This is a genomic window from Aeromonas sp. 602658, assembly GCF_049173005.1.
GTDB classification, from domain to species: Bacteria; Pseudomonadota; Gammaproteobacteria; order Enterobacterales; family Aeromonadaceae; genus Aeromonas; species Aeromonas veronii_A.
This window is the reverse complement of record NZ_JAAKRF010000009.1, coordinates 26,503-39,295: the sequence shown is the minus strand read 5'-3', so window position 1 is coordinate 39,295 and position 12,793 is coordinate 26,503. Positions and strand designations below refer to the sequence as shown.

Here is a 12,793-nt window from a genome sequence, read left to right as displayed (position 1 = left end):
GGTGAGGTGTCCGAGTGGCTGAAGGAGCACGCCTGGAAAGTGTGTATACGGCAACGTATCGAGGGTTCGAATCCCTCCCTCACCGCCAAATTGCAAAGCCCTGATGGAAACATCAGGGCTTTCGTTTTATGGCGCAATCCCCAGCGTGGTTGCTGGCATAGGAATGCGAATCTTCGTTCTTGATGGCGCATCAGGCTGAACCGCTTGGGCAATCGCAGTGAAATGCCTCGGTGACTTTGACGCCACGGCCAAGCCATTGGTCGATCCTTTTAAAGTTTCCACCCGATTCAGTACAAGGGCCTCTCGCAAGAGAGGCCCTTTTCATTGTTCGCTGATTTGCCCTGCTCGGTACTTAAAAGGCATTCCGTGATGATACCGGTTAATGCTCCACAGACTACGGATCCGGGGACAGGTTCAGATGCGTGGTGATGGCCTGATAGAGCTGGGGGTAGTTATCGTCAAAATGGTGTCCTCCCGACAGGGTGACGGTGGTGACGTTGGGCTGGTTGAGACGGGGGCAGAGGTGGTCGTCGTCATCGTCATCGGCACCTTGCAGGCAGAGCATCGGTAGATCGCGGATGGTCTTCACCTGCGGTTCGGTCGGGTAGCTACGTGTCTTGTGGGTCAGCATATCGCTGACGTGGATCTCGAAATCCGAGCTGGTGGAGGGGGAGAGCATCACGGCCCCGACCAGTTCCTGACGATAGTGCTCCGGCAACCGGTTGATGACGAAGGGGACAATCTCGGCACCAAACGAGAAGCCGACCAGCAGCCAGTGAGGGCGCTGCCAACGAGTCTGGTAATCATCGAGGATCCGCTCCAGATCGGCGGTCACCTGCTCCGGGGTTTTCTTCTTCCAGTAGTAGGTGAGGGAGCTCCAGCCCACGACCGGCATGCCGTGCAGCTGAAACTGGGCGCTCAACCCCTTGTCGAGGGCTGCCCAGCCACCATCGCCGCTGAGAAAGATCACCATGGGGGCCTCGGATGGCTGCTTGACCGGCAGCTCAATCAGGCTCAGGTCATCCTTGACCGGGGCGGCGTGCGCCGCAAAAGACGAAACGGGCAGTACGAGACTGAGTAACAGCAAAATCAAGGCTCTCATTGGCCATGCTCCTATTTCTTGATCAGCCCCAGCGGGCCGCGGCTAATCAGGGTGATCAGGTGAGTCAGGGTTCTGGGCAGTACCAGCTTGCTGCTGCAGAGCAGGTAGCGGGGTTCCCAGCGGGGCGAAAATTTCTCCTTGTAGCGTCTGAGCCCCTGAAAGTTGTAAAAACGGCTGCCACGCACAAACAGGGTATTGCCAAGTCGGGCCCAGTAGCTGTTGAGCGGGTGATCGTTGAAGCCGGACATGGGAGCCATCCCCAGATTGAAGCTGGCGTACCCTTGCGCCTTGCCCCACAGCAGCAGCTCGACAAAGAGAAAATCCATGATGGGGGCGGTGCCGGTATCCAGGCTGTAACGCATCAGATCGATGGAGAGCATCTCCTTGTTATCGCTCACCCAGAGGTTGGCAAAGCCGACAATCTGCCCCTCGTGCCAGACCAGTGCAGCCGGGCTTAAGGTCAGGTAGTCAGGCTCGAAGCGGCCGACCGAGAAGCCCTTCTCCTTGCCCATCTTGCTCTGCAGCCAGGTATCGGAGACGGTCTGCAATCTGGGCAGCAGGGGAGCCACGGCGCTCGCCTCGACCACCTCGAAGGTCAACCCTTCCCGTTTGCCCTTGGCGTGGCTCTGGCGCAGGTTGCGCAGCCGGCTGCCCGCCAGATCGAAGGTAGCCAGATCGACCATCGCCTCTTCACCGAGCTTGAAGGGGATCAGCCCCAGCTCCAGATAGAGTGGCAGATAGCGGGCCGAGACCTGATAAAAGACCGGATTGGCGTCGTGCTCATCGCACCGCTCGCGAAATTGCCAGAGCAGCTCTTCGATCTGCTCGGGGCGACCGACCGGATCCCCCATCACAATCCAGCTGTTGCCCTCGATGCCATACATCAGGAAGGCGTCGCCGGCGGAGTGGAACAGCAGGGACTTGTCCTGCAACTGGGCCAGATAGCCGTGGATCCCCCCTTCGCGTACCACCAGCTCGTGGGCGTGCGCCAGCGTCTCTTTGTCCGGCTTTTCACCGACTACGCGCAGCGGCGCAAGCAGCTGGGCAACCCCGGCCACGGCCAGCACGGCCACCACGCTCCCCATGGCGCGCAGGCCGCGGGCAGCCCCGCCGTGGGGCGAGAAGTGGAACCAGAGGGCGTGGTCATACTCCACCTGACGGTAGGAGAAGAGCAGCAGCCACAGGGCTCCCAGCAGCACGGCGCCGACCGAAATGAGCCAGCCCGAGGTGTACTGGGGATAGAGCAGCGACCCCTTGCGATAGAAGAGGGCGCGGCAGGGGGTCATGATGAGCAGGAAGCTGCCGAGCAGCAGGGCTGACTCCCAGTCCCCCCCTTTGAGCAGGGAGAAGGCGATCCCCAGTGCCAGCAGCAGCTGGGTGATGCGAAACGCGGCGTCGTGACGGCGGTAGAGGCTGCGCGCCAGCAGGATCAGGAGGATACCGCTCACGCTGCCGAGCACGTGGGAGAGCTCCAGCAGATGGAGCGGCAACACCTGCAGCCACACTTCAATGTGGCTGCGCATGGTCGGGATCATGCCCGAGCAGAGCAGCAGGCTGCCGGCGGCAAAGGTGCCCATGCTGATAAGGGCAGGCAGAAATTCGCGCACCGCGCTCATCAGCCCCTGTAGCCGCTGCCAGCGCGCTTTTTGTTGCAGCATCTCCTGACTCGCAAAGAGCAGCAGGGCGCAGAGAAAAGGCAGCAGGTAATAGATGAAGCGATAGAGCAGCAGCGAGGCGAGCAGCTTGTCGGCTGGCAGGTAGTGAGCCAGCAGCAGGCTCATGCTCGCTTCGAACACGCCGATCCCACCCGGCACGTGGGCCAGTACCCCGAGGAAGCTGGCCAGCACGAAGGCACTGAGCAGCACAGGGTAGGGGACGCTATCTGCAGGCAACAGCACAAACAGCACGGCGGCGGCGGCCATCCAGTCGGCCAGCGCGACCAGCAGTTGCAACAGACGTATCCGAAAGCCCGGGAGGGTCAGGGTGTGTTTCCGCCAGGAGAGACGGTGTGTAGGCCAGCAGAGGTAGCTGGCCACCAACAGCAGAGCCATGCCGCCCGCCAGCCTGAGCAGGGTATCTGCCCATTGCGGCCAGTCAGGCAGCAACTGTGATACATCGCAGGTCAGTAGGGCGCCACCTCCCCACGCCAGCAGGCCGAGGAAAAAGGTGATGGAGCAGAACAGCACCACGCGGGCCACTTCCCCGGTGGCGAGCCCCAATGCTGAGTAGAGGCGATAGCGTACCGAGGTGCCGGTCAGCAGGGAAAATCCCAGGGTGTTGGAGAAGGTGTAGGCGATAAAGGAGGTGATGCTGACCTGTTGCCAGGGAAGGCGCTTGCCCAGCGCATGGAGCGCCAGCATGTCATAGCTGCAGAGGCAACCATAACTGAGCAGGGTCAGCAGCAGGGCGCCCGCCAGTCGCGGCAGGGGTTGGGACCAGATGGCCACACGAATATCGTGCCAGTGCCATGCCTGAGTCAGGTGATACAGCACGGTCAGTGCGGTGCCGAGCAGCAGCAAGCTGCACAAGGGGCCTAGCCATTTAAGCAGATGACGCCACATGCCATGTTCCTGTGGTCATTGACCGTTTCCCGCAAAAGGGGAGCCGGGTCGTGGATCCGGTTTGGACGAGGGAGGCGCTCGTCAGGAAATTTCGGGAAGAGATGGAAAGGGAGGCGTCAGCCTCCCTCTGTGATATCCAGTGACCGGTTGGATCACTTGGTTTTCGGCGCGACTTTGACGGCAGGGGTCTTGGCGTGGGTGGCTTTATGGTGTTTTTTCACCACCTTGGTCTGGGTAGCCTGCGGTGTGGCTGTCTTGGTCGGGGTGGCCGCCATGGTGAAACCGGAAGTGAGGGCGAAGACGGCTGCCAGGGTCAGGGGAATGATCTTTTTCATGTTCAATTTCCTTATTCGGGTTGATGTTATGGAGCGTTCTCCATGACAGTCATCCTATGACGGTTGCGACGGCCCTTCAGTGAGCGGTTGGTGACGGTTTGTATCCAAATGTACAGGCAGGGTGAGGCAGAAGCGGGCGCCGTGGTCACTGGCCAGCAACGCCACATCCCCCCCGTGATGACGGGCAATGCTGCGCACGATGGCCAGCCCCAACCCGGTGCCGCCGGTGCGACGATCCCGGCTCTGGTCAAGGCGCACGAACGGTTCGAAGATCTGGGGCGCCAGCGCCGGATCGATCCCCGGTCCATCGTCGCTCACCTCCAGCAGATAGTTCTCCTGCAGCCGCGAGATGGAGAGGGTAACCTCGCTCTCGGCGTAGCGCAGAGCATTGCCGATGAGGTTCTCCACCGCGCGGGTCAGCAGACGCTGATCGCCGCACCAGGGCATGTGGCGTGGCGGCAGATCGAGGGTGAGCCTCTTTTCGGGTGCCAGCGCTTGCCAGTCGCCGAGATGCGCTTGTGCCCAGTGGCTGAGTTCAAGCTCGTCCTGCTGCAGCGGCAGTTCGGGTCTATCCAGCTTGGCGTAGGTGAGCATCTCTTCGATCAGAGCGTCCAGCGCTCCCAGATCTCGCTCCAGCGCCTGCTGCTCTTCTGCGGCAGGGGTAGGATCGAGCATGGCAAGCCGATAGCGCAACCGGATCAGCGGGGTGCGCAACTCGTGGGCGATGGCATCGGTCAGTTGCTTGCGGCTGGCAATCATGGCCTGCAATTGGGTCGCCATTTGATCGAAGGTGCGTCCCACACGGGCCAGACTGCTGCCCGGTGGCAGATTGGTTCGGCAGGAGAGATCCCCATCGCCGACGCGACGTGCGGTCTGCTCCAACTGCTGCAAGCCGCGCCAGTGGGGACGCAACCAGAGCAGAATGGGCAGGCCGAGAGAGAGGCCGATCACTAGCAACAGCCCCACATCGACCCAGTGCAGCTCGTGCAGGTAGGAGAGGTAGGGTACAGGGCCGACAATCAGCACCCGATCGGTATCGGGGATGCGCTGCAGGAAGGTGTCATCCTCCTCGACGATGACAATGTTTCCAGCGGCCAGAAAGGCCTGATCCTCGCTGGCCAGGGGCTGGCGCACCAGCTCGCCGATCTTGAGGGGGAGGGTAAACTGACTGCTCTGCTCGGCCAGCCGATCGGGCCAGCGCTCTGGCGGGGTTCTTGCCAACTCGCCGGTCAACAGGCCAAGAGAGCCCTGCATCATGCGTTCGAGATAGCGATCTCCCGCCCGTTCGGCGGTCACCTGATAGACCACACCCACCAGCAGGATGGCCAGGGTGAAGCAGCCGATCAGCAACAGATAGAATTGGATAAAGAGACGGCGCATGGCGGTGCTCCCGAAAGAGGGTTATTCCCAGGCGTGGGGGACGAAGAGGTAGCCTTTCTGGCGCACTGTCTTGATCCGGGTCGGGTTGTCGGGGTTATCACCCAGTTTGCGGCGCAGGCGGGAGATGGCCACATCCATGCTGCGATCCTGACCGTCGTACTCCCGGCCGCGCAAGCTGCGAAAGAGGGCTTCCCGACTCAAGATTTGGCCCGCGTGGCAGGCGAGCTCCCACAGCAGATCAAAGTCAGCGGTCGAGAGAGCAATGCTCTCGCCATCGAGGCGCACATCCCGCCCCGGGCCATCCACCCGCAGCCGACCAAATTGCAGCTGCTGGGGAACGCTGCTGGTGGCTGCCGGTTGGGTTGATGCTTGTTGGTGCTGGCGAAACTGCACCCTCAGTCTGGCCAGTAGCACGGGTGGCGGGGTGGTTTTAAGGATGTAGTCGTTGGCACCCAGCTCCAGACTCAGGATCTGGTTCATGTCGCTGTCCAGCGAGGTGAGCATTACGATGGGGCCGTCGAAGCGCGGCCGCAGATCCCGACAGAGGGACATGCCATCTTGCCCCGGCAACATGATATCGAGCAGCACCAGATCGGGCTGCTCGGCTTCTACCCGGGCCAGTGCCATGTCCCCTCTGGGCTCGAGGATCACGTCCATATCGTGGCGACCGAGCCAACTGCTGATGAGCTGGCCAATCTCGGGATCATCTTCGACAAAAAGAATGCGTTGCATAGAAAAGCTCCAACGGGAAGCAGGAGAGAAGAAGAGCGATCAGCATATCAATGGCGCTTGGGAAATACAGAAAAAGAACCGGGCAGGCTGATGTGCGGGGGAGTGTGGCTGTGTCATCGATGGGGAGGCGCACATCATGGCAAATGGGCAGAGCCGCGTTTATCGATCTGGAGGATGATGGCCGTGTAGACAAGGCAAGGCGCTGTCGGGCGTAAAAACAAAAAAACCGGCCCAGGCCGGTTTTTTGTGGAGCAGACTAGAAGGTCACTGCTCCAAGTCGATGGACATCACCTTGCGGCGATTATCGACAGAATAATGGGGTGGCTGATGGGGCTCGAACCCACGACAACCGGAATCACAATCCGGGACTCTACCAACTGAGCTACAGCCACCACTGAAATTTTCATCAACGCTCGCCAATCCAGAAGGATTGGGGAACATCAATGGCGCGCCCTGCAGGATTCGAACCTGCGACCCACGGCTTAGAAGGCCGTTGCTCTATCCAACTGAGCTAAGGGCGCTTTATATCAACCCGTTTTGAGGACGAGTCGATGAACATGGTCGGTGATAAAGGATTCGAACCTTTGACCCTCTGGTCCCAAACCAGATGCGCTACCGGACTGCGCTAATCACCGAAAACCCCTGACCAGCATATCGACACGAGTCGTACTGGGCAACGGGCGGGCATCATAGCCAAGCGCAAGGGCTAGCGTCAACGACTTTTTCCTCCAGTAAATTCAAGTGCCTACTTATTGCCCGCTACAGGTCTGGCGTGCGTCTGCCGCTAACATCCCGGCTAAAAAAATGCGACAATGCGCGGCAGTTGAACACATGGTGAGTGGAGAACGATGTCTGCCAAAATCATAGATGGAAAACAGGTTGCGCAAACGATTCGCAGCCAGGTCGCGGCGCAAGTCCAACAGCGGTTGGCGGCAGGGAAACGGGCTCCAGGGCTGGCAGTCATTCTGGTGGGGGCGGATCCCGCCTCTCAGGTCTATGTCGGCAGCAAACGTCGGGCGTGCGAGGAGGTGGGTTTTCTCTCCCGCTCCTATGATCTGAGTGCAACCGCCAGTCAGGAAGAGTTGCTGGCGCTGATTGACCAGCTGAATGCGGATAGCCACGTAGATGGCATTCTGGTTCAGTTGCCCTTGCCGGATCACTTTGATACCACTCAGGTGCTGGAGCGGATCCAGCCTGACAAGGATGTAGATGGATTCCACCCGTATAACGTCGGCCGTCTGGCCCAACGTATTCCGGCGCTGCGCCCCTGCACTCCGAAAGGGATCATGACGCTGATCGAGACCACCGGCGTGAAGACGCACGGTCTGCATGCGGTCGTGGTGGGAGCGTCCAACATAGTGGGGCGTCCCATGACCCTCGAATTGTTGCTGGCGGGCTGCACAACCACGACCTGTCACCGTTTTACGCGGGATCTGGAAGAGCAGGTTCGCCGTGCCGATCTGCTGGTTGTTGCTGTCGGCAAGCCCAACTTCATTCCTGGCGAGTGGATCAAACCGGGGGCACTGGTAATCGATGTGGGCATCAATCGCTTGGCTGATGGCTCGTTGGTCGGGGATGTGGAGTTTGAGACGGCGCGCAGCCATGCCGCCTTCATTACCCCGGTACCCGGTGGCGTCGGCCCGATGACGGTCGCCAGCCTGATGGAAAATACCCTGATCGCCTGTAGTGAATATCACGACTGATCATGGCTGGTGATAACCCTGTGATCCCGTGAGGAGGCAGGATTCGCCAGAAATCTGACAATAAAAAACCGGTTGCTCAGAGAGGAACCGGTTTTTTATTTATCCAACGGGCGTTATTTACATATTTTGTGCTTCGTTTGGCACAATCACAGAGGCGTGATTTCCTTTCGGCCCCTGTTGCAGTTCAAAATTGACAGCCTGACCCGCTTTCAGGGTCTTGTAGCCCTCCATTTGAATCGTGGAGTAGTGAGCGAAGATATCCTCACCGCCCCCTTCCGGACAGATAAACCCAAATCCTTTTGCGTTGTTAAACCACTTAACTGTGCCGGTTGCCATACTTCTACATCCTTTTATTGATTACCCAGAAGTCGTTGAGTAACCTGCGCCAGCCCTTTATAACTAGGGACATGGGCCCATAGCAGACGGGCACAGATTAGCAAGTAACCAATCTAGTCTAACTTTTGAGCGAGTCAAGAAGTTGTTAACAGCTGATGTGATCTGGTTAACAAGTCTATTGACAACCTTGTGTTAGACGGTAGTAATCTAGAGGTACCAAAGCGCGATTATGAGCAAGCAGAAAGAACTCTTTGCTAATGAAGAGATTGCAGAAGCAGAGAAAACAAAGCTGCAGCCGCCACCCATGTATAAAGTTGTGTTGAACAACGATGACTACACACCCATGGAGTTTGTGGTGGAGGTGCTGCAAAAGTTCTTTGGTATGGATTTGGACAAGGCGACTCAGGTCATGCTGAGTGTGCATTATAGTGGTAAGGGTGTCTGCGGCATGTTTACCGCAGAGATCGCCGAAACCAAGGTTGTCCAGGTCAACACCTATGCACGTAACAACGAACATCCACTGCTCTGTACTATGGAAAAGGCTTGAATCTGATGACTTGATGGCGAGTGTGACACCACATTGTAGCTGTACTAGGGGAGGTGCCTATGTTGAATAAAGATCTAGAAAAGACGCTGAACGAGGCTTTCAAACTGGCCCGTGACGAGCGCCACGAATTCATGACCGTCGAGCACCTGTTGTTAGCCCTTCTGGATAACAGTTCAGCCCATGAGGCGCTGAGCTCTTGTGGTGCCGATGTTGAGCAGATGCGCAAGGAGATCCGCGCATTCATCACGCAAACTACTCCGCTCATACCGCGCGATGATGAAGATCGTGAAACCCAGCCGACACTGGGCTTCCAGCGCGTGTTGCAGCGTGCCGTCTTCCATGTGCAATCCTCCGGCAATACCGAAGTCAGCGGCGCCAACGTGCTAGTCGCTATCTTCAGTGAGCAGGAGTCACAAGCTGCCTATTTCCTGAAAAAAGCCGAGATCAGCCGTCTCGACGTCGTCAATTTCCTCTCCCACGGGGTGCGCAAGGACAGCAAGCCTGATCTCGGCAGCAATAACAATCCCGAGTCTGATGATGATGTCTCGGCCGCACAGATCGAGAGCTTTGCCACCAACCTGAACCAGCTGGTGCTGGAAGGGCGCATCGATCCGCTGATTGGCCGTGATCAGGAGCTCAATCGTACCATTCAGGTGCTCTGCCGTCGTCGCAAGAACAACCCGCTGCTGGTGGGTGAAGCGGGTGTGGGCAAAACCGCTATTGCCGAAGGTTTGGCTTATCGCATCGTCAAGGGGGATGTCCCCGAGGTGATTGCGGGCAGTACCATCTATTCGCTGGATATGGGTTCTCTGCTGGCGGGCACCAAGTACCGTGGTGATTTCGAGAAGCGCCTCAAGGTACTGCTCAAGCAGATTGAGCGTCAGGAAGGGGCCATCCTCTTTATCGACGAGATCCATACCATCATTGGTGCCGGTGCTGCTTCCGGTGGTCAGCTGGATGCGGCCAACCTGATCAAGCCACTGCTCTCAAATGGTTTGCTCCGCTGTGTGGGCTCCACCACTTATCAGGAGTACGCCCAGATCTTCGAGAAAGACCGTGCGCTGGCCCGTCGCTTCCAGAAGATCGATATTGTCGAGCCTACTATCGATGACACCACGCGCATCCTGATGGGGCTCAAGAGTCGCTATGAAGCTCACCACGGCGTGCGCTATACCGCCAAGGCGATCCGTGCAGCTGCCGAGCTCTCTGCCAAGTACATCAATGATCGTCACTTGCCCGACAAGGCGATCGACGTGATCGACGAAGCGGGTGCCGGTCAGCGGTTGCTGCCGGCGAGCAAGCGCAAGAAAGTGATCAATGTGCAGGAAATTGAGTCCATCGTAGCCAAGATCGCCCGCATTCCGGAGAAATCAGTTTCTTCCTCGGATAAAGAGGTGCTGAAGAACTTGGAGCGCAATCTGAAGATGGTGGTCTTTGGTCAGGATAAAGCCATCGAGGTACTGACCGATGCGATTCGCCTCTCTCGTTCAGGACTTGGCAACGAGCGTCGCCCGGTTGGTTGCTTCCTGTTTGCCGGTCCTACCGGTGTTGGTAAAACAGAGGTGACCCAGCAGTTGGGCAAGGCATTGGGTGTCGAGATGCTGCGCTTTGATATGTCCGAGTACATGGAACGTCACACCGTCTCACGTCTGATTGGCGCGCCTCCCGGCTATGTTGGTTTTGAGCAGGGTGGGTTGCTGACTGATGCGGTGATCAAGCATCCTCATTCCGTTGTGTTGCTTGACGAAATTGAGAAGGCGCATCCGGATGTGTTTAACCTGCTGTTACAGGTGATGGACAACGGCACCTTGACCGATAACAACGGGCGCAAGGCGGATTTCCGTAACGTGATTTTGGTCATGACTACCAACGCCGGTGTGCAGGAGACCCAGCGCAAATCGATTGGCTTCCAGCAACAGGATTTGAGCCACGATGCCATGGCGGTGATCAACAAGACCTTCAGTCCGGAGTTTCGTAACCGGCTTGATCACACCATCTGGTTCAACCATCTCGATATGACGGTGATCCATCAGGTGGTCGACAAGTTCATTGTCGAATTGCAGGTTCAACTGGATGCGAAGGGAGTTTCTCTCGAGGTGTCCGAGCGTGCCCGCCACTGGTTGGCAGAGAAGGGATATGACAGAGCCATGGGCGCCAGACCGATGGGGCGGGTGATCCAGGAGCACCTCAAGAAACCCCTGGCCAACGAGATCCTGTTCGGTTCACTGGTTGACGGGGGAATTGTGAAGGTTGAGTTGGTAAATGACAGCCTCAGCTTTGATTTTCAGGTCAATGTTGAAGCTGTTTCCCACTAAGCGTCAGTGATCAGAAAACGACAAAAAACCCCAACCGAAAGGTTGGGGTTTTTTGCTGAATTCCTGGCTTAGCGAGAGCGGAAAACAATACGTCCCTTGGAGAGATCGTAGGGAGTCAGTGCTACCGTTACTTTGTCTCCAGTCAGGATACGAATGTAGTTTTTGCGCATCTTGCCTGAAATATGAGCGATAACCACGTGACCATTCTCCAGTTCCACACGGAACATGGTATTGGGCAGGGTTTCGAGAATAGTGCCCTGCATCTCAATACTGTCTTCTTTAGCCATTGAATCCTCTTGATAAGCCACAACAAAAAACCGCTGGATCATGCCGGATTTAAGGCTATGTGTAAAGTTTACTCGGGCTTGGTGTCGATATTTTTCCATTCCCCCTGAATTAACAGCTCGTGAGGGAGGTAATTGCGTTTGTAATTCATCTTGCGACACGCCTCTACCAGATAGCCAAGATAGAGCCAGCTTCGCCCGGTTCTCCTGGCCAGATCGAGCTGGCAGAGGATGGCAAAGGTGCCCAGGGAGCGATCGGCATAATCCGGATCGAAGAAGGTGTACATGGCACTCAAGGAGTGGGGCAGCAGGTCTGTGGTGGCGACACCGATCAGGTGGCCATCTTTGCGCATCTCCAGGTAGAGCGGCGGCATCCAGTCACAATGGAGAAACCCGCGATACTGGCTGCGGTTGGGGGGATACATGCTGCCATCGTGATGGCGTTCGCGGATATAGCGTTCGTAGAGCAGGTAATACTCGGGCTTGTCATCGTAGCTCAGGACGATCTCGATATCCCTGTTGAGCTGGCGGATCCGCTTCTGGCCGCGGCTGGGACGAAAGCGTTCGCTGTGAATACGAAGGGACTGGCAGGCATGGCACGCCGGGCAGTGGGGGCGATAGATGTCGTTGCCACTGCGGCGAAAACCGGCAGTCAACAATCGCTCGTAACCGTTGGCGTTGAGCAGATTGTGATCCATGAGCACCAGCAACTGCTCCTGTTCATGATCCAGATAACTGCAGGGATGCTTGGGAGTCAGCCCTACTTTGAGGATCACTTCTTCAGTCATAAGCTGATCTCCCCCTCTTGCCAGCAGGAAGCCAACAGTGGTTGATGGCCAAGGCGCGCCAGCTCTGCCAGAAAACGGGCCCTTGGCCACTCCTCGATACCCAGGGTCGCCAGAAACGGGTTCTGCATCTGGCAATCGATGAGGGCGCCGTGATGGCGGGCGAAGTGGCGACAGAGTGCCACCATGGCAAGTTTGGCGCCGTTATCAATCCGGCTGAACATGGATTCACCGCAAAACAGTCGGCCGATAGAGAGGCCATACAGTCCCGCTTGCAGCTCTCCCTCCTGCCAGATCTCGATAGAGTGGGCATGACCCAGCCGGTGCAACTGCTGGTAGGCCTCGATCATGGGTTGGCTGATCCAGGTGCCATCGGCAGTGCGACGAGGGGCGGCGCAGGCGGTAATGACTTCATTAAAGGCGCGATTGACGGAAATATCGAATGGGGTACGGCGGATAATCTTCTGCAGTGTCCGTCCCACATGGAGTTGGTCTGGGCGGATCACTCCGCGGGGGTCCGGTGACCACCACAGGGTCGGCTGGTGGGGTTCATTCCACGGGAAGATCCCCTTGTGGTAAGCTGCCAGCAATCTGGCAGGGGAGAGATCTCCGCCGATCGCCAGCAAGCCGTTGGGCTCTTCCAGCGCATGGCTGGGGTCGGGAAACCAGCAAAGCTCATCATCCAGTTGGGTAAGATAGCGAGACATAAGGCA

General features: G+C 57.8%; 12 protein-coding genes and 4 tRNA genes. 4 read left to right on the top strand and 12 right to left on the bottom strand.

Annotated features, from left to right (window positions below):
- Window positions 1-88 (top strand) — tRNA-Ser (locus tag G5253_RS09300).
- Between the two features lie 306 nt (window positions 89-394).
- On the opposite strand, the gene G5253_RS09295 is transcribed toward G5253_RS09300, so the two are convergent.
- The 8 genes from G5253_RS09295 to G5253_RS09260 all read right to left on the bottom strand — a co-directional run bounded on the left by G5253_RS09295 (window position 395) and on the right by G5253_RS09260 (window position 6,745).
- Window positions 395-1,102 (bottom strand): AcvB/VirJ family lysyl-phosphatidylglycerol hydrolase, encoded by a 708-nt coding sequence (locus G5253_RS09295; RefSeq protein WP_266135733.1) that lies wholly within the window; start codon window positions 1,100-1,102, stop codon window positions 395-397.
- Window positions 1,103-1,113: 11 nt separating this feature from the next.
- Complete coding sequence (gene mprF, locus G5253_RS09290; protein WP_266135734.1) at window positions 1,114-3,663, bottom strand: bifunctional lysylphosphatidylglycerol flippase/synthetase MprF; 2,550 nt, start codon at window positions 3,661-3,663, stop codon at window positions 1,114-1,116.
- Between the two features lie 152 nt (window positions 3,664-3,815).
- Window positions 3,816-3,998 carry a hypothetical protein gene (locus tag G5253_RS09285; protein WP_005337116.1) on the bottom strand — a complete coding sequence of 61 codons (183 nt, stop codon included), beginning with the start codon at window positions 3,996-3,998 and terminating at the stop codon, window positions 3,816-3,818.
- A 54-nt stretch (window positions 3,999-4,052) separates the two neighbouring features.
- Window positions 4,053-5,378 (bottom strand): two-component system sensor histidine kinase RstB, encoded by a 1,326-nt coding sequence (gene rstB / locus G5253_RS09280; protein ID WP_266135735.1) that lies wholly within the window; start codon window positions 5,376-5,378, stop codon window positions 4,053-4,055.
- Window positions 5,379-5,399: 21 nt separating this feature from the next.
- Window positions 5,400-6,110: a two-component system response regulator RstA gene (rstA, locus tag G5253_RS09275; RefSeq protein ID WP_021230547.1), complete on the bottom strand. Its 711-nt coding sequence runs from the start codon at window positions 6,108-6,110 to the stop codon at window positions 5,400-5,402.
- Window positions 6,111-6,426: 316 nt separating this feature from the next.
- Window positions 6,427-6,502 (bottom strand) — tRNA-His (locus G5253_RS09270).
- Between the two features lie 52 nt (window positions 6,503-6,554).
- Window positions 6,555-6,631, bottom strand: a tRNA-Arg gene (locus G5253_RS09265).
- A gap of 37 nt (window positions 6,632-6,668) precedes the next feature.
- Window positions 6,669-6,745: transfer RNA gene (locus tag G5253_RS09260), tRNA-Pro, on the bottom strand.
- 213 nt (window positions 6,746-6,958) lie between these two features.
- On the opposite strand from G5253_RS09260, the gene folD reads away from it, so the two are divergent.
- The gene (folD, locus tag G5253_RS09255) at window positions 6,959-7,813 is read left to right on the top strand and encodes a bifunctional methylenetetrahydrofolate dehydrogenase/methenyltetrahydrofolate cyclohydrolase FolD (protein ID WP_064338144.1); all 855 of its coding nucleotides are present in this window, start codon (window positions 6,959-6,961) and stop codon (window positions 7,811-7,813) included.
- Window positions 7,814-7,930: 117 nt separating this feature from the next.
- On the opposite strand, the gene cspD is transcribed toward folD, so the two are convergent.
- A complete protein-coding gene (cspD, locus tag G5253_RS09250; protein WP_005300025.1) occupies window positions 7,931-8,149 on the bottom strand; it encodes a cold shock-like protein CspD in 219 nt (72 codons plus the stop codon).
- 229 nt (window positions 8,150-8,378) lie between these two features.
- Here cspD and clpS point away from each other — a divergent pair, with 229 nt between their 5' ends.
- Both clpS and clpA read left to right on the top strand, forming a co-directional pair.
- Entirely contained in the window at window positions 8,379-8,696 is a 318-nt protein-coding gene (clpS, locus tag G5253_RS09245; protein WP_005337111.1) for an ATP-dependent Clp protease adapter ClpS, read from the top strand.
- A gap of 59 nt (window positions 8,697-8,755) precedes the next feature.
- Entirely contained in the window at window positions 8,756-11,011 is a 2,256-nt protein-coding gene (gene clpA / locus G5253_RS09240) for an ATP-dependent Clp protease ATP-binding subunit ClpA (RefSeq protein WP_005337110.1), read from the top strand.
- Window positions 11,012-11,079: 68 nt separating this feature from the next.
- Here the strand turns inward: clpA and infA are convergent, their stop codons facing one another.
- From infA to aat, 3 genes are all read right to left on the bottom strand, one after another.
- Window positions 11,080-11,298, bottom strand: coding sequence for a translation initiation factor IF-1 (gene infA, locus G5253_RS09235; protein WP_005300033.1), 219 nt, complete (start codon window positions 11,296-11,298; stop codon window positions 11,080-11,082).
- 68 nt (window positions 11,299-11,366) lie between these two features.
- Window positions 11,367-12,083 carry an arginyltransferase gene (locus G5253_RS09230; protein WP_227342588.1) on the bottom strand — a complete coding sequence of 239 codons (717 nt, stop codon included), beginning with the start codon at window positions 12,081-12,083 and terminating at the stop codon, window positions 11,367-11,369.
- The gene (gene aat / locus G5253_RS09225) at window positions 12,080-12,787 is read right to left on the bottom strand and encodes a leucyl/phenylalanyl-tRNA--protein transferase (RefSeq protein ID WP_042080501.1); all 708 of its coding nucleotides are present in this window, start codon (window positions 12,785-12,787) and stop codon (window positions 12,080-12,082) included. The genes G5253_RS09230 and aat overlap by 4 nt, the downstream gene beginning before the upstream one ends.
- Window positions 12,788-12,793: the final 6 nt, after the last annotated feature.

Bases quoted from the DNA above. Each gene is read 5' to 3' on its own strand.
- G5253_RS09295 (WP_266135733.1), bottom strand. From the start codon at position 1,102: ATGAGAGCCTTGATTTTGCTGTTACTCAGTCTCGTACTGCCCGTTTCG.
- mprF (WP_266135734.1), bottom strand. From the start codon at position 3,663: ATGTGGCGTCATCTGCTTAAATGGCTAGGCCCCTTGTGCAGCTTGCTG.
- G5253_RS09285 (WP_005337116.1), bottom strand. From the start codon at position 3,998: ATGAAAAAGATCATTCCCCTGACCCTGGCAGCCGTCTTCGCCCTCACT.
- rstB (WP_266135735.1), bottom strand. From the start codon at position 5,378: ATGCGCCGTCTCTTTATCCAATTCTATCTGTTGCTGATCGGCTGCTTC.
- rstA (WP_021230547.1), bottom strand. From the start codon at position 6,110: ATGCAACGCATTCTTTTTGTCGAAGATGATCCCGAGATTGGCCAGCTC.
- folD (WP_064338144.1), top strand. From the start codon at position 6,959: ATGTCTGCCAAAATCATAGATGGAAAACAGGTTGCGCAAACGATTCGC.
- cspD (WP_005300025.1), bottom strand. From the start codon at position 8,149: ATGGCAACCGGCACAGTTAAGTGGTTTAACAACGCAAAAGGATTTGGG.
- clpS (WP_005337111.1), top strand. From the start codon at position 8,379: ATGAGCAAGCAGAAAGAACTCTTTGCTAATGAAGAGATTGCAGAAGCA.
- clpA (WP_005337110.1), top strand. From the start codon at position 8,756: ATGTTGAATAAAGATCTAGAAAAGACGCTGAACGAGGCTTTCAAACTG.
- infA (WP_005300033.1), bottom strand. From the start codon at position 11,298: ATGGCTAAAGAAGACAGTATTGAGATGCAGGGCACTATTCTCGAAACC.
- G5253_RS09230 (WP_227342588.1), bottom strand. From the start codon at position 12,083: ATGACTGAAGAAGTGATCCTCAAAGTAGGGCTGACTCCCAAGCATCCC.
- aat (WP_042080501.1), bottom strand. From the start codon at position 12,787: ATGTCTCGCTATCTTACCCAACTGGATGATGAGCTTTGCTGGTTTCCC.